The sequence below is a fragment of the Kitasatospora sp. NPDC004669 genome (assembly GCF_040609455.1).
GTDB lineage: Bacteria > Actinomycetota > Actinomycetes > Streptomycetales > Streptomycetaceae > Kitasatospora.
This window is the reverse complement of the sequence record NZ_JBEXKB010000068.1, coordinates 17,255-38,172: the sequence shown is the minus strand read 5'-3', so window position 1 is coordinate 38,172 and position 20,918 is coordinate 17,255. Positions and strand designations below refer to the sequence as shown.

Genomic DNA, 20,918 nt, shown 5'->3' with positions numbered 1-20,918 from the left:
CCGAAGGCTCATCCGAAGCGGGAGGCCATCCGCCGGAACACGCTGGGCGCGACACCGTGGATCCGGGCCGGGAAACCGAGCCAGTGCGGCACGTAGAGGCGGTCACGCTCGGTGGTGATGGTGGCGACGACCGTGTCCGCGACCCGCTCGGCCGAGACGGGGCGCGGCCGCTCGCGGTGGTACGGCGTCCCTCGCCGGTCGAAGAACGGGGTGTCGACCGCTCCCGGCAGGACCAGGCGCACCCCGACGCCGGTGCCGCGCAGCTCGTACCAGAGGCTCTCGGCGAACATCGCCAGGCCGCCCTTGGTGGCCGCGTAGCCGGATTCGTCGCGCACGCCGACCTGCCCGGCCATGGAGCCGAGCAGCACGATCCGGCCGTGGCGGCGCTCCAGCATGCCGGGCAGCAGGAGGCGGACCAGGCGCAGCGGGGCCGCGAGGTTGACCTCGATCATCCGGTCCAGGGTGTCGGAGGGAGTCTCGGCGAACGGCCCGCGCCAGCCGAGGCCCGCGCTGGCGATCAGCGCGTCCACCCGGCCGCTCTCGGCGATCGCGGCCTCGGCGAGGCGGGCGGGACCGTCGGGTTTGCCGAGGTCCTCGGGCAGGGCGCGTCCTCCGGTGCGTTCGGCGAGCGCGTCCAGGCGGGCGCGGTCGGTGCCGGAGAGCAGGGTCCGCCAGCCGGCGTCGGCCAGACGGGTGGCGGTGGCGAGTCCGATGCCGGAGGAGGCGCCGGTGATCAGCACGACGGGCCGGTCGGTCGGTTCCGACCGCCGGGATCGGGGCTGGACTTCCTCCGCCATCGTGCACCTTCCGCTCCGTGGGCGTTCCACCGTCCGATTTGTCCGGCAAGTCACCTTCGCACGGCAGAGCCGTCCGGGCTACCGGGGCGGGACGGCGGGCTGCGCCTCGGCGTCCGCCTGCGGGGCGGACAGCTCGGCCGACTCGCCCTCCAGCTCGCCGAACCGGGACAGCAGGAACGTTCCGCCGACCGCCACGGCGAAGCCCGTCAGGGCGCACCAGGCGAAGCCCGGGCGTGCGGCGTCCCCCAGCGACAACACCCCGACCAGGGCCGGGCCGAAGGTCTCGGCCACCGTCCCGGCGGCGGTCGCGGCCGTCACGGTGCCGCGCTGCAGGGCCAGGGCGTACGCGAGGTAGCCGCCGAGCCCGCCGACGGCCAGGGCGTAGGCGGCGGGATCGGTCAGGACGCCGACCAGGCCGGAGGTGTGCATGACGCGCACCGCCAAGCTGGTGATCCCGAAGCCCACCCCCGCCAGCAGCCCGAGCCCGGCCGCCGCCGCGGTGCCGTCCCGGCGGACCAGGACCAGGACGGCCAGGAGCATGGCGGCCGTGGTGGCCAGCAGCGCCCAGTGGAAGGCGGCCGGGGCGTACTCGCGGCCCTCCTTGCCGGAGCCGAGCGCGAGCAGGGTGAGGCCGATGGCGACCGCGAGGACGCCCGCGACGTCGCTGCGGCGCAGTCGGGCACCCAGGAGCCGGACGGCGGCCAGGGCGGTGACGGCGAGGCTGGCGTTGGTGACGGCCTGCACCAGGAAGAGCGGGAGGCTGCGCAGGGCGACGATGCTCAGCATGAAGCCCAGGATGTCCAGGAGGGTGCCGACGATGAACTGCCAGGACCGCAGCAGCGCGGCCAGCAAGCCCGCCCGCACCCGGTCCGCCCGCGGCGCCGAGCGCGCCCCGCGCGCCTGGAACACCGCCCCGAAGCCGAAGCAGACGGTGGCGACCAGCGCGGTGGTGAGTCCCAGCAGCATGCCTCTCCAGCCTCGCGGGGCGGCATCGGTCTCACCATCAGTCTGTGCCCGGGGTGGCGGGGGCGCACGGGTGAGCCGGGTGGGCGTGACGGTCGTTCCGGGCTCGGCGGGCCGAGCGGGTCCGGCGGGTCGGACGACGGATGCCCGCGGTCCGAGCCGCCGGCCCGAGTCGGACAGGCGAGGGCGCGATAGGCCGGGATCAGCCGAGCGCGGTGGCCAGCAGTGCGGCTGCCTTCGCGACCAGCGGTTCGTCCATTCGGGCGGCCGGGTCGGTCGGCTTGGTGGTCAGCACGGCGAGGACCACCGGGTGGCCGGCCGGCGTCCAGGCGATGCCGACGTCGTTGGTGGTGCCGTAGCTGCCGGTGCCGGTCTTGTCGGCGAGTGTCCAGTCCTGCGGCAGGCCCTCGCGGAAGCGGTGGGTGCTCGTGGTGTTGCCGCGCAGCCAGGTGAGCAGGCGCTCGCGCTGCCGGGGCGGGAGGACGTGGCCGAGGGCCAGGTGGCGGTAGGTGCGCGCGATCGCGTGCGGGCTGGTGGTGTCGGTGGTCCGGTCCGGTTCGGCGGAGTTGAGTTCGGGCTCCCAGCGGTCCAGGCGGGTGGTCCGGTCGCCGATCGAGCGGCAGAAGCGGGTGACGGCGGTCGGCCCGCCGAGCTCGCGGAGCAGCAGGTTGGCGGCGGTGTTGTCGCTGTGGTCGATGGCGGCCGCGCAGAGCCCGCCGACGGTCATGCCGTCGGCCAGGTTGGCGGGCAGGCCGGTGACGGGTGCCCCGCTGGCACGGTCGATGTCGGCCTGGGTGTAGTGGATGCGCTTGGCGAGGAACTCGCCGTCGCGGTCGAGGTCGCGCAGGACGGCGCCGACGGCGACGGTCTTGAACACCGAGCAGATCGGGAACCGCTCGTCCGCCCGGTAGCGGACGGTCCGGCCGGTGGCGAGGTTGCGTCCGTAGACGCCGAGCCGGGCGGAGTGTGCCTGTTCGAGCTCTGCCAGCGAGCGGTGGGTGTCGACCCCGTCCGCCGCGCGTGCCGTTCCGCCGGTCGACGCCGCGACGGCGACCGCCGCCGCTCCCACGCCGAGGGCCAGAACGGAGCGGCGGCTGTGCCGGGACTCCGAAGACTGCGCGTACATGGTTCCCCTCTGTCCGAATCGCGCGGTGCGAACCGCGTCCTTGAACGACAGGACGCGGCGGCCGCTCCGATGGTTCGTCAACAATCAGGGTTGTCGGGCGGGTCAGGGCCGCAACGCCACGCCCGCGTACCCGGTGGAGTCGGAGGCCGAGAGGGGTGGCCCGTCCGCCGCGGGCCGCCAGTGCGGGATGGGGACCACGCCGGGGGGCAGCAGGGTCCAGCCGTCGAAGAAGCGGGCGAACTCGGCGCGGGTGCGGGCCTGGACGGCGGTGCCGACGGCCTCGTAGACAGCGACGATCCGACCGATCTCCTCGGGGGCGAACTCCGCGGTGACGTGGGTCATCACCAGGGCGCTGCCCGGGGCGAGGACGGACTTGAGGTGGTCGACCAGCTCGTACGCCCCGTGGGCGTCGGGAACGAAGTGGAGCAGCGCGTTGAGGGACAGCGCGACCGGTCGGCTGAAGTCGATGGCGTCGCGCAGGCCGGGTGCGGCGAGCAGGCCGACGGGGTCGGTGACATCCGCCTCGACGTACGCGGTGCGCCCCTCGGGGGTGCCGGTGAGCAGGGCCTGGGCGTGGGTCAGGACGATCGGGTCGTTGTCGGCGTAGACGACCCGGGCGTACGGTTCGACGCTCTGGGCGACCTCGTGCAGATTGGGCGAAGTGGGGATGCCGGTTCCGATGTCGAGGAACTGGTCGATGCCGGCCAGGGCGAGGGCGCGGGTCGAGCGGTGCATGAAGGAGCGGTTGGCCCGGGCGGCGTCGCGCACCCAGGGCGCGATGGCGAGGACGTGCCCGGCCGCCTCACGGTCGGCGGCGAAGTTGGTGAAGCCGCCGAGGTAGTAGTCGTACATCCGGGCTGAATGCGGCACGTTCAACCGCAGGTCGACTCCGTCGTAAAGACTCATCGCGCTCCCCCTCGGCATCGCGGACACGGTCCGATTGCTGCCCACGCCGTCCAGGGGCCAATCGTCTCCACTGGGGCTCAACCGAGGCTCAACGAATCGCTACATCCCATGAGATGACAATCTGTATTCGGTTTGCAGCCTGGAGTGACAGGCCTGATGGAATGAGGATGGGCACGGACAGCCCGACCCTCGGGTGGCGCGGTGAGCGGCCGACGGCCACGGAAAGCAGGCTCGATGACGATCGACAGGGGTGCCCCCGTACGCGGGTACCGGGGAGGGGCGGCGGTGGAGCACACCGGCGGGACCGGGACGCAGTGGGTGACCGAGAGCAACGTCGGCCTGCGCCTGGACCTCACCTACGCCGCGTTCTGCGAGACCCACCAACCGGCTTGGCACGCCCTGGCGTTGACCCGGATAGGCAGCCAGGCCGACGCCGCGCTGGTGGTCGAGGCGGTCAAGACCGACCTGGCCCGCAGCTGGCCGCAGGTGCTGCGGTTCGAGGAACCCGCCGCGTACGCCTGGCGGTTGGCCACCCGGCACGTCGCGGACTGGGTGGCCGCCGATGAGCCGGTCGAGGTGGAAGCGGTCACCTTCGCCGCCGTGATCGGGGCGTTCAAGCGGGTCGCCGACGGGCTGCTGCACAGCGAGGCGGATGAGGTGCGACTGTACGCGGCGATCCTCGAACTGCCGGACCGGCAACGGGATGTGGTGATCCTGCGCTATCTGTTGGGTCTGCACGCCAAGGTGATCGCCGCGTACCTGGGACGACCGGTGGCGACGGTGCACTCCAACCTCCGGCACGCCCGGGAGCGGCTGGCGCGCCGGCTCGGCGTGCGCGAACTGCCGGACCGGGGAGGGGAACTGTGACCACCGACCACGAGGAGCGGGCACCGAACGGGGCGTGCACCGCGAGCGGGGGGCGCGTGGTGTTCCATGTGCCCCGACCCGAACGTGCCCACGCCGAGCGGATCGCGGCCCTGCGGCAGGCCCGGTTGACGGCCGCCCCGGCCCACCTGCCCACCGAGCACGAGCAGGCCGCCTTCGAACTGGGCCTGGTGGTCGCCCTGGTGCTGGGCGCGCCGTGCGCCTCCCGGGGACTGGACCTGCTGGTCAACGCGCGCCGGATCCAACCGGAGGGAGCGGAGGTGTTCGGCGCGCTGCTGTACGCCACCGGCAAGGAGGAGGGCGCCGAGTTCTGGTGGCGTTTCGCCGCCGGCTCGGGCAGCGGGACGGCCGCGTACTGCCTGCACCTGCACCACCTCAAGCTCGGCGAGACCGACGACGCCGACTACTGGCGGGCCTGGTCGGAACAGCTCTCCACGGCCGAACGCCCGCCCGCGCCGAGGCCGTTGCTGATGGGCAGGCCACTGCTGCCGGAGGGCGTGCGGCGCGACATCCTCGCCCGGGTGCACCACGGGCTGGCGCCGCAACTGCCGCCCATGCTGGTCGCGGTGATCGACCGGCTGCCGCTGCAGGGCGGCGAGAGCGAGGACGAGGAGGAGGTGCCGAACCCGTGGGGGCTCACCTCGGGGGCGACTTCGGCCTGCTCCTGGGACCTTCCATGGGGGCACACCGAGGGGCACGAGGACTCGCCGGGGTGAGTTGATCGCGCCGGCCCGCGCTCCCCCGTCCAGGTGAGCGCGGACAGTCGGGCGACGGGGTGAGCCTGGGGTCGGCGGTGGTGATCTCGGCGGTCAACTCTCCCTTTTCGATGTGGTCCAGTCCAATCCCCCAATCCCCGTATCCGAAAAGGCAGTCCGGAAAGGCCGTTCACCCCAGGCGGCGATAGACTGCCCAGCATGGGAGAGCGCCCCGGCGCACCCACCGCGCCGCCCCTCGTCCTGGTCACCGACCGCGACTCCCAGCTGGTCGACCCGACCCGGGCCTACCACCTCGGCCGCGACCCGACCAGCGAGATCGTCCTGGACGACCCCCGGGTCTCCTGGCACCACGCGGTGCTGCGCGCCGCCGAGGGCCACTGGCTGCTGGAGGACGTCGGCAGTACCAACGGCACCTACGACCAGGGCCAGCGGATCAGCCGCGAGGACGTCGGCCCCGGCACCCGGCTGCACTTCGGCGATCCGGCCACCGGCCCCTCCGCGACCTTCACCGAGCTGCCCGGCCCCGCCCCGGGCGAGCACACCGCCCTGCTCACCCCGCAGTCCTCCGGCGTCTTCCGCAGCCCGAGCACCGTCCTCCAACTCCCCGGCCGCACCGTACGGATCGGCCGCTCGGGCGACAACGACCTGGTGCTGGACGACCTGGTGGTCTCCCGGCACCACGCCGAGCTGCGGGAACTGCCGGCCGGCGGCCACGAGATCGTCGACCTGGACAGCCACAACGGCACCTACCTCAACGGCCGTCCGGTCGAGCGCGCCCCGGTCGGGCCGGCCGACATCGTCGGCATCGGCCACTCCGCGCTCTGTCTGGTCGACGGCCGGCTGGTCGAGTACACCGACACCGGCGAGATCTCGCTCGACGTCCAGCACCTGGTCGTACGGGTCGGCCCGGACCACCGGGTGCTGCTGGACGACGTCAGCTTCCCGCTCGCCGAGAAGGCGCTGCTCGCGGTGGCCGGCCCGTCCGGCGCGGGCAAGTCCACCCTGCTGAACGCGCTCACCGGGCTGCGCCCCGCCGACCAGGGCACCGTGCTGTACGACGGGCGCGACCTCTACCACGACTACGCCGAGCTGCGGCGAAGGATCGGTCTCGTCCCGCAGGACGACATCCTGCACACCCAGCTCACCGTCCGCCGGGCGCTGTCCTACGCCGCCGAGCTGCGCTTCCCCGGTGACACCGCGAAGGAGGAGCGGGAGGCCCGGGTCTCCGAGGTGATCCACGAGCTGGGCCTGGACGAGCGGGAGGAGCAGGTGATCGCCAGTCTCTCCGGCGGCCAGCGCAAGCGGGTCAGCATCGCCCTCGAACTGCTCACCAAGCCCTCGCTGCTCTTCCTCGATGAGCCGACCTCCGGCCTGGACCCGGGCATGGAACGCTCGGTGATGCACCTGCTGCGCGGGCTGGCCGACGACGGCCGCACGGTCGTCGTGGTGACGCACAGCGTGCTGAGCCTCAACGTGTGCGACCGCCTGCTGGTGCTCGCCCCCGGCGGCCGGACGGCCTACTACGGGCCGCCGACCGAGGCGCTGGCGTACTTCGGCTACGAGGAGTGGCCGGAGGCCTTCGAGGCGTTCGAGAACGACGCCGAGGGGATCTGCCGACAGCGGTTCCGCGCCTCGCCGCAGTACCAGCGGTACGTGAAGGCCGAAGCGGCGCACCCGCTGCACGATCCTGTGACGTCCGCTCCGACGATCGGCCACGAGAAGCCGCAGGGCTGGTTCGCCCAGCTGGGCACCCTGGTGCGCCGGTACACCGCGGCGCTCGCCGCCGACCGCATGTTCCTCACCGTCATGGTCGCGCTGCCGTTCGTCATCGGCCTGATGTGCCGGGTGATGGCCGGCTCACGGCTCACCGATGAGAACGCCATCAACTGTCTGCTCACGCTCTGCCTCGGCGGCATACTCACCGGCTCGGCCAATGCGGTGCGCGAGGTGGTCAAGGAGCGCGCGATCTACCGGCGGGAACGCGTGGTCGGACTGTCCCGCTCGGCCTACCTGGCCTCGAAGGTGGTGGTGCTCGGCGCGATCACGGTGGGTCAGGCCACGGTGCTGACCGTGGTCGGCCTGGCCGGGGTCACGCTCACCGCGCAGGCGCGGCCGAACGCCCCGCCCCCGGTCACGACCGGCGTGCTGATGCCCCAGCTGCCCGAACTGATCATCGCGGTCGCACTGCTCGCGTTCTCGGCGATGACGCTCGGCCTGGTGGTCTCCGCGCTCGTCGACAAGGAGGAGACCACGATGCCGCTGCTGGTGCTCCTCGCCATCGTCCAGATCGTCTTCAGCGGCCTGATGCTCAAGCTGCAGGGCGTGCCCGGCCTGGAGCAGTTCGCCTGGCTGTTTCCGTCCCGGTGGGGCCTGTCAGCCATGGCCCGCACGGTCGACCTGAGCCGGCTCACCGTCCCGACCCCGATCACCACGGACCCGATGTTCCGCCACGAGCGCGCCGGGTGGGTGATCAGCATGGTCGCATTGCCCGTCCTCGCGGCGGCGTACGGGTTGGCGGTGCTCGCCCTGCTGCGGCGGCACGAGCCCGCGATCATGCGCAAGTAGCCGCCCCGGCCCCCGCCGGTAGAGTGGGAGCCGAACTGTGGTGCGAGTGCCGCACGTAGCCCCTGCCCCCGGCTCCGGCTCGCGCGGCGGAGGAAGAGCCGCCGATGGACGAGTTCGCGTTCCGCCCCACCCATGTCGCCCCGCCGACCGGGATGGCGACCTGGGCGGCGCCGGATCCGGCACGACCCTCCGCCCGGCTGGACCCGCTGCTCCCGCTGCGGCTGATCACCGGCCAGGGCGACTGGGCCCAGGTGCTCTGCGCCAACGGCTGGACCACCTGGGTGGACGGCCGCCTGCTGGTGGCCCTCCCCCAGCCGCCGCCCGCCGCCGGGGGCCCGCCCGCCCGGACCGCCGACCCGCGCCCGGCACTCGCCGAGGCCGAGGCCGCGCTGGCCCGCTACCGCTCCCTGCTGGAGGACCTCGCGGCCGGCGTCCTGGACCTGGAGTCCTTCCGGGAGCGGGCCCGCGGCCTGCGGATCGGCCTGGTGGCGGACGGCGAGGAGCTCTGGGTGTTCGACCCGGTGCACGACCGCTGGTGCTACTGCGACGGGCTGCAGCTGCAGACCTACGCGGCCACCGACCGGCCCTCGCCACAGCCCGCGCTCTCGCCTCCGCAAGCGCCCGCGCCCGCTTCCCCGACCCCGTCGGTGCGCAGCCCGTACGCGCCCACCCGGACCGGCGAGCCGTGATCCCCGCCCAGCCGCCCACCACCACCGGCCTGCCCGCCGGACTGGTCGGACGGAAGGTCGCGGGCTACCGGCTGGAGGGCGAGATCGGGCGCGGCGGGATGGCCGTGGTCTACCGGGCCAAGGACCTGCGACTCGGCCGGACGGTCGCGGTCAAGCTGCTGGCCCCCGAGCTGGCCCGCAACGAGGTGTTCCGGCAGCGCTTCATGCACGAGTCCGAGGCCGCCGCGGCGATCGACCACCCGCACATCATCCCGGTGTTCGAGGCGGGCGAGCACGACGGCATCCTCTATCTCGCGATGCGCTACGTCGAGGGCGGGGACCTACGCGGACTGATGAACCGGGCGGGCCCGCTCCCCGTCGAACGCGCCGCCCGGCTGGCGCTGCAGATCGCCTCCGCGCTGGACGCCGCGCACGACCACGACCTGGTGCACCGGGACGTCAAGCCGGGCAACGTGCTGGTCGCCGCCGGGACGGACAGCGAGCACCCCGAGCACCTCTACCTGGCGGACTTCGGGCTCACCAAGAAGTCCCTGTCGCTCAGCGGGCTGACCAGCGTCGGCCAGATCGTCGGAACGCTGGACTACGCGGCGCCCGAGCAGATCTCCGGCAAACCGCTGGACGGACGCTGCGACCAGTACAGCCTGGGCTGCGTGGTGTTCGAGATGCTCGCCGGCACGCCACCGTTCCGCCGGGAGAGCGACCTCGCGCTGCTCTGGGCCCACCTCAACGACCCGCCGCCGGTGCTGAGCGAGCACCGGCCGGACCTCCCGGCGACGGTGGCGGCGGTGGTCTCCCGCGCCCTTGCCAAGGTGCCCGGGGAGCGGTACGCCAGTTGTCTGCAGTTCGTCGCCGAGCTGCGGGCGGCCATCGTCCCCGCCCCGTGGGCCGGTGGCGGGCCGCCGACCCAGGTCGTCCCGGTGGTCGACCCCGGCCTGGTCCGGATCCCCGAGCCGCCCGCCTGGGCCGTACCGGCGGTCCACCCACCACCCCGGAACTGAACCGCCGGGACCGTCCTGCCCCGAGACCCAGAGGGAGCCGCCGACCATGAACGCCGTGAGCCAGGTCTTCGCCATGCTCGCCGCCGCGATCCACCTCGTGGTGTGGCCGCTGGAGAGCTACCTGTACGGGCACCCACGGGTGCGCTACCTGCTCACCGGCAGCACGGCGGACGCCCCGGAGGTCCGGCTGTGGCGCTTCAACGTCGGCTTCTACAACCTGTTCCTGGCCCTGGGCCTGGTCGCGGGCCTGGTCCTGCTGCACACCGGGCACGCCGGGTCGGGACGGCCTGTGATCCTCTACATCGGCGCGTTCATGGTGGCCGGCGGGATCACCCTGTTCGTGTCGGAGCCGAAGCTGTGGCGCGGCGCCCTGGGCCAGGCCGTCCCGGCGGCGATCATCCTGATCGCCGCGGCGGCCTGAACCTTTCGGCGGGCGGTCTCAGCCGCCGCTCTCCGTCACCTCGCCGCGATGCCGGAACCGGGCCGCGAGCAGCGCGCCGAGCGCTCCGGTGAGCAGCCCCCAGCCCGCCGCCAGCAGGACGGCCGTCCAGAACTCCAGGCGCAGGGTCAGGCTGCCGCTGCCGAGCCCGGCCACCGGGTTGTTGCCGCCGAGGACGGTGTCGAGGAGGTCGGCGAGACCACCCTGGCCGAGGCCGACGCCGAGGACCGAGAGCCCGTAGTCGGCGTCGATCCGGACCCACAGGCCGACCAGCAGCACGGTGACGGCGGTGGCCAGCGCGAAGCGGACGGCGTGCTGCCAGAACCGCACGGTGCGCGGGGAGCGGTGGGCGGCGAGAAAGGCGGCGGCGAGCAGCAGCACGGCGGCCACCACCAGCAGCCACCAGCTACGGGCGTCGTGTTCGGCCAGGGTGCCGAGGTCGACGGTCGCCTCCTTCCCGTTCGGGCTGCGCAGCACCGCGCTGAGCGGTTCGGGGACGGGCAGGCCGAGCGCGCCGACCAACTGTCCGTGCCACCGGGCGCCGAGCCCGATGCCGAAGGCCAGCCAGACCAGGTCGGGCAGGGCGAGCACCACCACGGCCAGGGTCTGTCGGGCGTTGCCGTGCACGATCGCGGTCAGCACCCCGGCCACCGCGCCGATCGCCACATACGCCAGTAGCACCATCCAGAGCGCGAACGCGGCCGGGCGGACGGCGAGTTGGTAGCGCAGCAGGACGCCGGGAAGCGGCGCCCGCCGGGAGACCGCGAAGACGGCGGCGAGGACGAACAGCAGCCAGGCCAGCCCGATGCCGATCGTGGTCAGGCCGTCCGCGTGGAAGCCGACCTCCGGGGTGAGGCCGAGCGCGCCCCCGATGGACTGCACCAGGCCGCCGCCGAGTGCGATCACGAAGGTGTGCTTGGCGACGACGGTGATCAGCACCAGGGCGAGCACCCAGAGCACCACCGTCCGGGCGATGCGGCCCAGCAGTTCGCCTCCCCCGGCCACCGCTCGGAAGCGCAGTTGACGCAGGAACACCTCGGCCATCGCGACCGCGCCGACCAGCGAGACGGTGAGCGGCATTGCGGTGATGCCGGCGTCGACGGCGGCGAAACTGCCCGCGCCGCCGTCGAGTTGGACGGATCCGCCGACGGCGAGCGCCATCGTCGCGGCGAGGACGGGCGGGAAGCCGCCCTCGGGGAGGTCGTCGGCGCCGGCCAGCCAGAGGCCGAGCGCGGCCATCGCCGCCATCGAGACCAGCCCGGCCAGCACCACGGCGAGCGCGTCCAGCCAGCCGCGTGCGGCACCGGGCGGGCCCGCGGCCCGGGTGGTGGGCTGCTGCATGCCGCCTCCTCTGGCTCCGCGGGCCCGATCGGTTCCCGGCGGTCGGTTCCCCGGGGTGTCGGTTCCCAGCGTGACCGACGGCGGGTGGGCACGCTCGGCGACGACCGCGAAACCTGCTGTTGCGGCGAACGGGGCAGCGGGGGAGAAATGGAACCCGAATGGCAGGAGCTTCCCGTGCCGGCCGTGCTCGCCGGCCGCCTGCGAAACGGAGCCTCGATGAGTTCCCAACCGCCTCCCTCCGGCCCGCCGAACGAGCCGCCCGCCGGTCCGCCGGCCGGACCCCCGTCCGGCCCCCTCGCCGGGCCCCCGCCGGGGGGCGGTACAGCCGGACCGCCGGCCGGACCGCCGTCCGTACCGCCACCGCCCTCCGGCCCGCCCGCGGGCGGTGGCAAGGGTGGCGGGCCGCGCACGCCGTGGTGGCGCTCAGGGAAGGGCCTGGCGGCGGCCGCCGCCGCACTGGCGGTGGTCGTGGTGGCCACCGTGCTGATCGTCAGCAACCAGGGCGGCGGCACCAAGACCGAGACGGTGCCGACCGCCAACGAGGTCGCCCTGCAGGCTCCGGCCGACCCGGGCCCGGACCCGTTCACCCCATCGGTGGAAACCAACCCCGTGAGCGCACCCGCTCCCGCCCAGGCGACCCCACCGGCGACCTCCCGGGGGACCTCCCAAGCGACCTCCCAGACGACCTCCCGGGGGACCTCCCAAGCGACCTCCCAGACGCAGCAGCCCGGGCAGACGGCCCACAGCACGTCCCCGGCAGCCCTGCACAGCGTCCAGGGGAGCTCGAACGGGCTCTACGCCGGGACGATGTCCAAGCCGAGCTGCGACACCGAGCGGCTGATCACGATGGTCTCCGCCGGCGACGTCGGTCGGGCCTGGGCCTCCGCCGCGGGCATCGACCAGTCCGCGATCCCGTCCTACCTGCGCTCGCTGACCTCGGCGTACCTGCGGGTGGACACCCGGGTGACCAACCACAACTACAAGAGCGGCGTGGTGACGGAGTACCAGTCGGCGCTCCAGGCCGGCACCGCCGTGCTGGTGGACGCGCAGGGTGTGCCCCGGGTTCGCTGCTCGTGCGGCAACCCGATGAAGCCGCCGGTGCTGGTCTCCAACGCCAAGTACATCGGGCACCCGTGGCCGGGCTTCCAGCCGACCACCCTGATCATCGTGGTCCCCGCGCCGCAACCGGTGACCGAGATCATCCTGATCAACGTCGAGACGGGCGGCTGGTTCGCCCGCCAGACCGGGCGGATCGAGGTCGTCGACCGGCACGTCGACGCGCCGAAGGGGCCGCTGGCACCCGGCGTCCCGCCGCCCGCACCGATGAAGCCGGCCACGCCGTCGGGGACGACGTCGGCCTCCGGCGCCACGTCCGGGTCGAGGCCGGCGACCACCTCGGGGGCGAGTACCTCGGGTGCGACCTCGTCGGGTGTGACCTCACCGGGCACCACATCCCCCGGCGCGACCTCACCGGGCACCACACCCTCGGGCACGACCTCGTCCGGCGCCACATCCTCGGGCGCGACCTCGTCGGGCGCAACGTCCTCCGGAGCCTCGACCGGTGCGGGGTCGACCTCGGCCTCGACCAGCTCGGCCAAACCGTCGGCACCGACCGCGACGGCGAACACCTCCTCCGCAGCCTCGACCGGTGCGGGGTCGACCTCGGCCTCGACCAGCTCGGCCAAACCGTCGGCACCGACCGCCACGGCGAACACCTCCTCCGCAGCCTCGACCGGTGCGGGATCGGCCTCGGCCTCGACCAGCTCGGCCAAACCGTCGGCACCGACCGCGACGACGAACACCTCCTCGGCTTCGACGGGGACGTCCACCACCACCTCGGCGCTCACCCAGTCGCCGAGCGGCAGGACCACGACGATGAGCACCGGCACGACCACGAGTGCCGGGACGGCGACGACCAGCGCGGCTCAGTGACGCTGCCCGACCCCCGCTGCCACCGTCCGACCACGGCCGGTGGCAGCGGCACGTCTCAGGGCAGATGCCTCGGGTGTCCGTACCGATCCCCCCTCGTGTTCGTGCACGACGGATGTTCGCACACCCCGCTGACAATTCGACCCGGCGTCGGATCCGGCGCCGGTCGACGGGGATATTCACTGGCCGACCGCGCTTCGGGCGGGCAGAGTGCCGTCATGATCAACAGGGGACTGGACGAGGACGGGTACATCGCACGGGAGGGCTCGCTGGCGCGGGTGCCCGCGGAGTTCGCGCCGGTGGTCGAAACCGCCCGGGAGCGCATCGCCGCCGCCTTCGACCCTGCCGGGCTGCACAGCGCCTACCTCTACGGCAGCATCCCGCGCGGCACCGCGGTCCCCGGCGTCTCCGACCTCGATCTGCTGCTGGCCCTGCGCCACGAGCCCACCCCCGCCGACCGCGCCGAGGCCGACGCACTCGAGGCCGGGCTGGACGCCACCTTCCCCCAGATCGACGGCGTCGGCGTGCTCCTGTTCTCCACCGGCACGCTGCTCAGCGAGCTGGAGCGCCACGACCTGGGCTGGTTCGTCGCCTGCCTGTGCACCCCGCTGCTCGGCGGGGACCTCGCCGGGCAGCTCCCCCGCTACCGCCCGACCTCCCTGCTCGCCCGTGAGACCAACGGCGACCTCGCCCTCGCCCTCCCCCGTTGGCGCGAACGGCTGGACGCCGCCGACTCGGACGCCGACCTGGAGGCGCTCAGCCGCACGGTCTCCCGCCGGATCGTCCGCACCGGCTTCACCCTGGCCATGCCCCGCTGGGGCGGCTGGACCAGCGACCTGACCGCCTCCGCCGAGGCCTTCGCCGGCTACTACCCGCAGCGCGCCGACCAGATGCGCCTCGCCGCGTCCATCACCCGCACCCCCACGGCCGACCGCACGGTCCTCGGCACGCTCGTCGACGACCTCGGCCCCTGGCTCGCCGCCGAGTACACCGCCGTCCACGGTGCGAAGGCCCCGCGCCCTTGACCGGCCGCACCTCGCCGGTGACATCGTGGACGGCCGGGTCGTCCGCGTCGAGGTGCTCGATCTTAAGCCCCCGCGGGACCTCCGCGCCCGCCGACCGCACCGGACCGGCCGGTAGGCGCCCGCCCCTCAACGGCTCAGTCCACGCAGGGAATCCCGCCCGCCTTCACGGCCGGCCCCTGCATGGGCAGCCCCGCCGCCGGGTCGGTGGAGCCGTCGGTCGAGCCCGAGGCGCCCGCCGTGGGCGCCGCCGGAGCCGGCGCCGGCGTCCTGCCGGCGGCGAGGGTGACCACGACGTGGCCCGCCGCGACCGCGGCGGACGGGACGGCGGTGCCCCCGTAGCGCGCCGCGATCTGCTGGGCGTCGGCCTTGGCGCCGCTGCCGTACGTCACCGTCGTCGCCCGGGTCCTGGCCGGTGCGTCGCCGATCCTGCCCGCCTGGAAGCCGAGTTCGACCAGCGCCCTGGACTCGGTGGAGGCCGCGCCCGCGCCCGCCGCCGCGTTGACGTCCACCACGGACTTGGGCGCGGCGCTGGGCGAGGGCGCCGCGGCGGCCGTCTCGCTCGGGGCCTGGCTCGGGGCGGCCGCCGGAGCCGCGGGTGCCGGTTCACGGCTGAACAGCTGTCGGGCGATCTTCTTGATCAGGTCCGGGTTGACGGTGTTGACCTCCTGCCCGCCGATAGTCTTGAACCCGGCGATCGGCAGGGTGTTGAACTCGACGTTGCCGCCCGTGAGGTTGGGCGCCTGCTGGGCGAAGTCGAGGATGTTCCACTCGTTGTCGATGACGACGTCCTTCTTCACCACCCCGAACAGCTTCTGCATCTGCCCGAAGTCGTTGAGGATGCCGTGCTGTTTGAGCTTGTACTCGACGGAGGAGATGAACGCCTGCTGCCGGTGGGTGCGGTCGAGGTCGCCGTTGGTGAGATGGTGGCGCTGGCGGACGAAGGAGAGCGCCTGGGCGGCGTCGAGCGAGCTGATCCCGGCGGGCAGCTTGAGGCCGGTGCCGCCGCCCTCGTGGGTGGCAGTGCGGGCGATGATCGGATCGTCGACCGGGTGGTTGAGACAGACCTGGATCGGTTCGACGGCCTTGGCGATGTCGTAGAAGCCGATCAGGTTGACTTCCGCGAAGTGGTCGATCGGGACGTCCAGGAAGCTCTGCACGGTCTGGATGGTGGCCGAGCGCCCGGCTTCCCGGCTCTGCCGCTCCAGGTCCGCCTTGGAGAGGCCCTTGCCGGCGAGCCTCGCCTCGGCGGCCTCCTTGGCGATGCCGTAGGCCTCCTTGATCTTGTGCGTCTTGCCGTCGGCGCCGACGGTCTGCACATAGTCGTCGCGCGGGACGGACAGCGCGGTGACCTTGCCGCCGTTGGCCGGGATGTGCAGCACGATCAGGGCGTTGGTGTTGTACCCGCCGATCTCGCTGGAGCCGGCGTGCAGCTCGTCCTCGACGAACTGCTTGGGCAGGTCGTTGCCGTCCATGTCCTTGCGGCTGTCCAGGCCGATCAGCAGCAGGTTGACGGACTTGTCCAGGTGCGGCGGCGCGTTCTTCTTGGCCTCGCTCAGCGCGGTGGACTTGATCATGCCGTCGTCCAGGCTGCGGTACTCGTACCAGGTGAAGCCACTGGCGCCGAGCACGGCGGCCGAGACGGTGCAGGCGAGGGTGCGGCCGGCGACGGTCAGCGGGGCGGCCCCGCGGCGCGGCGCCCGGCCGCGCGGGCGGGGGCAGGTGCCGCGCTCAGCCACGGCGACTCCTTCCGCCGGGGGCGGCGGCCCGGCCGGGCCGGCGACGGTCCAGCACGGTCCGGATCACGATGACCACCAGCCCGGCGGCCACCGCCTCCGCCATCACCGGGAACGCCCCGACCACCCAGCGCACCGCGCCGGTGCCGAGGCCCTTGCCGTGGTATTTGTCGGGGTTCGACACGTACTCGACGCCCGAGGCCGTGAGCAGCACCACGATCGGGGCGGCGGTGACCACCCACCAGCGGCCGGTCCAGCTGCACAGCGCGGCCGCGACGGCCGTACCGAGCACCGCGCCGACCGCGAAGAGGATGCCGATGCCGGGGCCGCCCAGCTCGTCCGCGATCCCGCCGAGCAGCGGCACGCCGACCGCCGCCAGCGCCGCCAGCAGTCCGTCGCGCCGACGCGCCTGCTGCCTGCGGCGCGCGGCCCCGGCGCGCTGGGTGCGGGTGTCCCGGACGGGTTCGGCGTCGCCGCCGGCCGCACGGGTGCGCTGGGCGGGCACGGCGGGGTCCTCGGTGCGCGGTCCCGCGTCCTGGTACGGCGTTCTCGCCCGCTGGCCGGCCATGCGCACATCCCTCGGTCGTTTCGGCTGCGGCGGCGCGACCACGCCACCGCACGTGCCGGGACGCCTTCCGTCCTGCGGCGTTCCCAACTTCTACAGGTCTGTAGAGGTTGGGCTGGAGCATACAAACCCATTTCAGCAAAGTCACCCGCCGCCGTTCGGCAGGGGCGAACCGCCCGGTGGGCCGTCGTTAGGATGACCATGATCCCCGCCACGTCGGCACACCAACAGGAACGCATCAGAGGAGCAGAGCGTCACCATGTTTGAGAGTCTGAAGAACCTCGCGGACAAGGCCACCGACCTCGCCCGCGAGCACAGCGACGTGATCGGGCAGGGTCTGGAGAAGGTCGGCGACGTGATCGACGACCGCACGGACGGCAAGTACAGCGGGCAGATCGACACCGGTGTCGAGAAGGCGAAGGACTTCCTGCGCAACCTCGACGGGGACCAGAAGCCCGCCGAATAGTCCCGCCGCGAGGCACGATCGGTTGTACCACGATCGAACGAGGGCACGAGCTGACGGGGAGGGGCCGGAAGCGGTGAGCGAGGAGCGGAAGCAGACGCGCTGGGCGCGTTGGATCGTGATCGGCGTCCTGGTCGCCGCCGGGTGGGGCATCGTTCGCGGGGGCGGGCACGACACCGCGGCCCCCTCCTCGCCGTCCCCCTCCTCCGCCGGTGGCGCGGTAGCCGCGGCCCCGTCCGGCTCGCCGTCCGCCGGTGCGCCCTCGGCCGCGCCGTCCAAGCCCTCCGGCCGCTACGAGCCGGCCGACTACGCGGCGCCGGTGCGCCGGTACGCCGCCGAGGCCGGGGTCGATCCGCAGCTGCTGATGGCGATCCTCTACAACGAGTCGTACAAGCCGCACGACCCGGATCTCGAACGGGCCTGGCAGCGCGGCAAGCCCGACGCCTCCTTCGGCATCGCCAACATGCACCGGGCCGCCTTCGACGACACCAAGCCGGGCCGCCCGTTCGCCTCCCGCCAGTGGGAGGAACTGCCGGACGACCGCGACCTGGCCATCCAGGCCGCCGCCTGGCATCTGCACGACCTCGCGGGGCAGTTGCCCGCGCGGCCGAGCGCGCCGCTCGACAAGGACGAACTGCTCGCCCTCGGATACAACGCCGGCGCGGGCAACATGCTGGCCTTCGCCCGGGGCGTCAAGATCGGTCCGCAGGCGCAGTCCTACCTCGACCGCCTGCACGACAACTGGGCGAAGTCCGGCGAGGCCGTGAAGTAGACCCCGCCTGCGGTCGGTTGCGGCTGCGGTCAGCCGCGCGTGCGGCGGCGGAGCCGGAAACCGGTGGCCACCAGCAGGACGGCCGCGGTGGCGGTGCCGATGGCGGCCCAGGTGGTGGCGTTGTCGGTGGTCTCGTGGACGGGGGTGGCGGTGGTCGCCGCCGCCGTCACCGGGGTGGGCGCGGACTCCGTGCTCAGGCCCAACGGCGCCGGGTCGGTGATCGCGGCCGCCTCGACGTCGAATTCGCGCTCGGCGTGGCCGAGGGAGGGGAACGCACAGTCGACGGTCACCCGCCAGTGCCCGGCGGGCAGCAGCTCGCGGGTGGTGTACGTCCCCGGCCTGCTGCCCGGGACGGCGACCAGCCGCCAGGGGCCGACGGCACGGCCGTCGGCGGCGGTCGCGGAGAGCGTGCCGGCGAACTCCTCGGTGACCGGGTCGCGGTCGTTCTCCCAGGTGGCGACGGTGCTGACGTGGCCGTTCTGCTCGCCGGTGAGGTCCAGGTGGACGGAGTCGCCGTGGGCGGCGGCGGGCGCGGCGAAGGGCAGGACGGCCGCGACGGAGAGGGCGAGGGCGGCGAGAAGCGGGCGGGTTCGCATGGCGGGCGTTCCTCGGAGCGGTGGGGGGTGAGGGTGCTTGGCACAGTGATGCCGGGTGCGGCCGCCGTCGGATGGTGACGGCGGCCGCACCCGTGTTGTGCGGGTTCGAGCGTGCTTACGTGGTCTTCAGCAGCGACCAGTTCTGGTACGGCCGGCCGTTCGGCTGCTGCAGTTCCAACAGCCAACCACCGTAGTACCAACGGTCACTGAGCCCGAGCACCAGGGTGGAGCCGTCCGCCGTGACGGTGAACCCGCCCTCGGTGGCGTTGAGTTGCCACTTCTGCGCGGCGGCGTCACCGCACGGCTGCTGCGCGACGTACTGTCCGGCGACGGGCGTGCCGCCGAGCTGCAGGCACTTGCCGGAGCGCACGGACTTGATCCGCACCGCGCCGTTGCCGGCGTCATCGAAGACCCACTTCTGGTTGGCGTAGCCGGTGCGCTGGTAGGCGATGGCGACGGTGCCGTCGTTCATCGAGCTGCCCCACAGGTCGGCGGCCTGGCCGGTGAGGCCGTTGACCATGGTGTAGTGGGTGCTGGGCTGCGGGCGGCCCGCGTCCGCGAGGGTCTTGAAGGTGGTCGCGCGGCCGGGCTTGCCGACCGTTCCGGCGGCGTCGTGGACGGCGACGGCCACGGTGTAGGAGGTTCCGGGGGCCAGTCGGACCACGCCGACCACGGTCGAGCGGACGGTGCCGATGGTCTGGCCGTTCAGCTGGACGTCGTAGCCGGTCGCGGCCGGGACGGCCGTCCAGCTCAGCATCACCGAGTTCTGGGTGACCTGACTCGTCGTGACGTCAGGGGCGTTGCCTCCCGTGGTCGGGGTCGCGGTCGGCGACGGGGAGCCGGTCGGCGTGGCGGTGGGGCTGCCGGTGGGCGTCGGGGACGGCGAGGGCGTGCGGGTGGGCGATCCCGTAGCCGTCGGGGTGGACGTGGGCGTGGACGTGGCCGTGGGCGTGGGCGTGGGGGTCGGGCCGGTGCCGTTGCCCGCGATGAGGAAGCGGTTGTTGGCGACGTTCCAGTGGGTGGCCAGGTAACTGCCGGGCGCGGGGTTGGTGTTGTAGTAGTCGTCGTGGCCGCAGTCCAGCCGGTCGTCATGGGCGCGGTCCGGGCAGACGATCTGCATCTTCGGGTAGTAGGGGGCGTCCGAGTAGCACATGAGGTCCCACTCGTCCGTACAGTGGCCGGCCTTGCTGGAGTGGGGTGCGCTGTTGTTCACCGCGCCCAGGTTGTGGCCGAGTTCGTGCGCGGCGGTGGAGCCGCTCCAGCAGCCGGAGTCGGTCCGCCCGTACGAGGGGCCGAAGTTGCTGATGTTGTCCTGGCCGGGGCGCTCGTCGCCGGCGAAGGTGCCGATGCCGCAGTACACCTTGGCGTCGGTGAACATCATGTACTTGCGGTCCTTGCGGTTGAACCCCTGCGCGGCGAGGGCCCGGTTGCTCGCGTTGAAGTCCTGGATCTCGGAGTCGGAGATCTGCACGTTCAACACCGAGGCGGTGCAGTCGGATTCGGTGACGAAGCGGACGTGCCGGACGCCGCCGGTCTCCTGGGCGCTGGCGTTGTAGATGACGTCGACGTCCGCGGCCCACTTCTTGAACGAGGACAGGTACTGGGCGAAGCGGTCGTTGCCCGGGGTGTGCACATACACCACCTGGACGCGGTTGCCGCTGCTGCCGTCACCCTCGCAGACCAGGCCCGAGCCCCCTGCCGGGGCCTGGGACGGGGCGCCCTGCGGGGCACCGGCGGTGCCGGAGTCGCTCAGCAGCGCCTTCTGCGTCGCGTCGAGGACCGGCGCGCCGCCCTTCAGCAGGTCGGCGGCGGCGGGCGGTTGGGCGTTCGCCGCCGGGGTGAGCGCGGGCGCCTGGGCGGCCGGGGCGGCCACCGGCTGGACGTCCTTGTGGATGTCCACGTCCTTGGGCGGCACGTCCGGGCCGTGGCTGCACTGGGTGCTGCCGGTGACCTCCAGCATGTTGCCGCAGCGGTCGCTGCTCGGCAGGTTCAAACCCGTGTAGACCAGCCCTCGTTCCGGCTCGTCCTTGGGTATCGCCTTGGGCGGGGCGGCCTTCTCGTCCCGCTTCGGGGCGGCGGGCGCCTTGGTACCGCCCTCGGCCGTGCCGGTCTCGCCGGGACCGCCGTCGTCGCCGCCGTCGGCGACCGCGGCGACCCGGTCGGCCGGAGCGTCCGCCACCGCGACGGCGCTGTGCGCGGCCGGCTCCAGCGCGGTGCGCAGGCCCAACGTTCCCGCAACAAGTGCGGCTGCCACCGCCGCGGCGACAACCACGCTCCTACGGGTAAGCCTGCGGCGCCTGCGCCGACGCAGCTCGCTGCTCCGGTGTCCCATCGCGTTCCTTTCCTCGTGCGACGGCCCGAGCGCCCTGTGGTGAGGGACGCTCAGACCTTCCGACACTCCGGAGAGCGG

At 73.3% G+C, this 20,918-nt stretch carries 19 protein-coding genes; 10 read left to right on the top strand and 9 right to left on the bottom strand.

The window, feature by feature from the left end:
* Positions 1-8: 8 nt before the first annotated feature.
* From ABZW30_RS37575 to ABZW30_RS37560, 4 genes are all read right to left on the bottom strand, one after another.
* Positions 9-797, bottom strand: a complete 789-nt coding sequence (locus ABZW30_RS37575; protein WP_355675769.1) for an SDR family NAD(P)-dependent oxidoreductase — start codon at positions 795-797, stop codon at positions 9-11.
* 78 nt (positions 798-875) lie between these two features.
* Positions 876-1,763: a hypothetical protein gene (locus ABZW30_RS37570; protein ID WP_355675768.1), complete on the bottom strand. Its 888-nt coding sequence runs from the start codon at positions 1,761-1,763 to the stop codon at positions 876-878.
* Between the two features lie 199 nt (positions 1,764-1,962).
* Positions 1,963-2,886 (bottom strand): class A beta-lactamase, encoded by a 924-nt coding sequence (bla, locus tag ABZW30_RS37565; protein WP_355675767.1) that lies wholly within the window; start codon positions 2,884-2,886, stop codon positions 1,963-1,965.
* Between the two features lie 102 nt (positions 2,887-2,988).
* Complete coding sequence (locus ABZW30_RS37560; protein ID WP_355675766.1) at positions 2,989-3,792, bottom strand: SAM-dependent methyltransferase; 804 nt, start codon at positions 3,790-3,792, stop codon at positions 2,989-2,991.
* 234 nt (positions 3,793-4,026) lie between these two features.
* On the opposite strand from ABZW30_RS37560, the gene ABZW30_RS37555 reads away from it, so the two are divergent.
* From ABZW30_RS37555 to ABZW30_RS37530, 6 genes are all read left to right on the top strand, one after another.
* Complete coding sequence (locus ABZW30_RS37555; protein WP_355675765.1) at positions 4,027-4,659, top strand: sigma-70 family RNA polymerase sigma factor; 633 nt, start codon at positions 4,027-4,029, stop codon at positions 4,657-4,659.
* Complete coding sequence (locus ABZW30_RS37550; protein WP_355675764.1) at positions 4,656-5,393, top strand: hypothetical protein; 738 nt, start codon at positions 4,656-4,658, stop codon at positions 5,391-5,393. Before ABZW30_RS37555 ends, ABZW30_RS37550 begins: the two co-directional genes overlap by 4 nt.
* A 198-nt stretch (positions 5,394-5,591) precedes the next feature.
* Positions 5,592-7,958 carry an ATP-binding cassette domain-containing protein gene (locus ABZW30_RS37545; RefSeq protein ID WP_355675763.1) on the top strand — a complete coding sequence of 789 codons (2,367 nt, stop codon included), beginning with the start codon at positions 5,592-5,594 and terminating at the stop codon, positions 7,956-7,958.
* A 104-nt stretch (positions 7,959-8,062) separates the two neighbouring features.
* Positions 8,063-8,647: a hypothetical protein gene (locus ABZW30_RS37540; protein WP_355675762.1), complete on the top strand. Its 585-nt coding sequence runs from the start codon at positions 8,063-8,065 to the stop codon at positions 8,645-8,647.
* Positions 8,647-9,645 carry a serine/threonine-protein kinase gene (locus ABZW30_RS37535; RefSeq protein ID WP_355675775.1) on the top strand — a complete coding sequence of 333 codons (999 nt, stop codon included), beginning with the start codon at positions 8,647-8,649 and terminating at the stop codon, positions 9,643-9,645. The genes ABZW30_RS37540 and ABZW30_RS37535 overlap by 1 nt, the downstream gene beginning before the upstream one ends.
* A gap of 46 nt (positions 9,646-9,691) precedes the next feature.
* A complete protein-coding gene (locus tag ABZW30_RS37530; protein ID WP_355675761.1) occupies positions 9,692-10,066 on the top strand; it encodes a DUF1304 family protein in 375 nt (124 codons plus the stop codon).
* Positions 10,067-10,084: 18 nt separating this feature from the next.
* On the opposite strand, the gene ABZW30_RS37525 is transcribed toward ABZW30_RS37530, so the two are convergent.
* Positions 10,085-11,425 (bottom strand): streptophobe family protein, encoded by a 1,341-nt coding sequence (locus tag ABZW30_RS37525; RefSeq protein WP_355675760.1) that lies wholly within the window; start codon positions 11,423-11,425, stop codon positions 10,085-10,087.
* A 147-nt stretch (positions 11,426-11,572) separates the two neighbouring features.
* On the opposite strand from ABZW30_RS37525, the gene ABZW30_RS37520 reads away from it, so the two are divergent.
* Together ABZW30_RS37520 and ABZW30_RS37515 are read left to right on the top strand one after the other, a co-directional pair.
* Positions 11,573-13,357 carry a DUF6777 domain-containing protein gene (locus ABZW30_RS37520; RefSeq protein WP_355675759.1) on the top strand — a complete coding sequence of 595 codons (1,785 nt, stop codon included), beginning with the start codon at positions 11,573-11,575 and terminating at the stop codon, positions 13,355-13,357.
* A gap of 215 nt (positions 13,358-13,572) precedes the next feature.
* On the top strand, positions 13,573-14,379 hold the full coding sequence (locus ABZW30_RS37515; RefSeq protein WP_355675758.1) for a nucleotidyltransferase domain-containing protein: 807 nt from the start codon (positions 13,573-13,575) through the stop codon (positions 14,377-14,379).
* Between the two features lie 134 nt (positions 14,380-14,513).
* On the opposite strand, the gene ABZW30_RS37510 is transcribed toward ABZW30_RS37515, so the two are convergent.
* Together ABZW30_RS37510 and ABZW30_RS37505 are read right to left on the bottom strand one after the other, a co-directional pair.
* Entirely contained in the window at positions 14,514-16,115 is a 1,602-nt protein-coding gene (locus tag ABZW30_RS37510; RefSeq protein ID WP_355675757.1) for an LCP family protein, read from the bottom strand.
* A complete protein-coding gene (locus ABZW30_RS37505; RefSeq protein WP_355675756.1) occupies positions 16,108-16,680 on the bottom strand; it encodes a DUF6542 domain-containing protein in 573 nt (190 codons plus the stop codon). The genes ABZW30_RS37510 and ABZW30_RS37505 overlap by 8 nt, the downstream gene beginning before the upstream one ends.
* 256 nt (positions 16,681-16,936) lie before the next feature.
* Between ABZW30_RS37505 and ABZW30_RS37500 the strand changes: the two genes are divergently transcribed.
* Both ABZW30_RS37500 and ABZW30_RS37495 read left to right on the top strand, forming a co-directional pair.
* Complete coding sequence (locus ABZW30_RS37500; RefSeq protein WP_355675755.1) at positions 16,937-17,143, top strand: antitoxin; 207 nt, start codon at positions 16,937-16,939, stop codon at positions 17,141-17,143.
* A gap of 73 nt (positions 17,144-17,216) precedes the next feature.
* A complete protein-coding gene (locus ABZW30_RS37495) occupies positions 17,217-17,912 on the top strand; it encodes a transglycosylase SLT domain-containing protein (protein ID WP_355675754.1) in 696 nt (231 codons plus the stop codon).
* A 29-nt stretch (positions 17,913-17,941) separates the two neighbouring features.
* Here the strand turns inward: ABZW30_RS37495 and ABZW30_RS37490 are convergent, their stop codons facing one another.
* The gene (locus tag ABZW30_RS37490; protein WP_355675753.1) at positions 17,942-18,508 is read right to left on the bottom strand and encodes a hypothetical protein; all 567 of its coding nucleotides are present in this window, start codon (positions 18,506-18,508) and stop codon (positions 17,942-17,944) included.
* Between the two features lie 115 nt (positions 18,509-18,623).
* Positions 18,624-20,780, bottom strand: coding sequence for an RICIN domain-containing protein (locus tag ABZW30_RS37485; RefSeq protein WP_355675752.1), 2,157 nt, complete (start codon positions 20,778-20,780; stop codon positions 18,624-18,626).
* Positions 20,781-20,918: the final 138 nt, after the last annotated feature.

Coding starts and splice junctions, on each gene's coding strand:
- ABZW30_RS37500 (WP_355675755.1), top strand. CDS start 16,937: ATGTTTGAGAGTCTGAAGAACCTCGCGGACAAGGCCACCGACCTCGCC.
- bla (WP_355675767.1), bottom strand. CDS start 2,886: ATGTACGCGCAGTCTTCGGAGTCCCGGCACAGCCGCCGCTCCGTTCTG.
- ABZW30_RS37530 (WP_355675761.1), top strand. CDS start 9,692: ATGAACGCCGTGAGCCAGGTCTTCGCCATGCTCGCCGCCGCGATCCAC.
- ABZW30_RS37505 (WP_355675756.1), bottom strand. CDS start 16,680: ATGGCCGGCCAGCGGGCGAGAACGCCGTACCAGGACGCGGGACCGCGC.
- ABZW30_RS37515 (WP_355675758.1), top strand. CDS start 13,573: ATGATCAACAGGGGACTGGACGAGGACGGGTACATCGCACGGGAGGGC.
- ABZW30_RS37545 (WP_355675763.1), top strand. CDS start 5,592: ATGGGAGAGCGCCCCGGCGCACCCACCGCGCCGCCCCTCGTCCTGGTC.
- ABZW30_RS37570 (WP_355675768.1), bottom strand. CDS start 1,763: ATGCTGCTGGGACTCACCACCGCGCTGGTCGCCACCGTCTGCTTCGGC.
- ABZW30_RS37520 (WP_355675759.1), top strand. CDS start 11,573: ATGGAACCCGAATGGCAGGAGCTTCCCGTGCCGGCCGTGCTCGCCGGC.
- ABZW30_RS37560 (WP_355675766.1), bottom strand. CDS start 3,792: ATGAGTCTTTACGACGGAGTCGACCTGCGGTTGAACGTGCCGCATTCA.
- ABZW30_RS37575 (WP_355675769.1), bottom strand. CDS start 797: ATGGCGGAGGAAGTCCAGCCCCGATCCCGGCGGTCGGAACCGACCGAC.
- ABZW30_RS37555 (WP_355675765.1), top strand. CDS start 4,027: ATGACGATCGACAGGGGTGCCCCCGTACGCGGGTACCGGGGAGGGGCG.
- ABZW30_RS37525 (WP_355675760.1), bottom strand. CDS start 11,425: ATGCAGCAGCCCACCACCCGGGCCGCGGGCCCGCCCGGTGCCGCACGC.
- ABZW30_RS37540 (WP_355675762.1), top strand. CDS start 8,063: ATGGACGAGTTCGCGTTCCGCCCCACCCATGTCGCCCCGCCGACCGGG.
- ABZW30_RS37490 (WP_355675753.1), bottom strand. CDS start 18,508: ATGCGAACCCGCCCGCTTCTCGCCGCCCTCGCCCTCTCCGTCGCGGCC.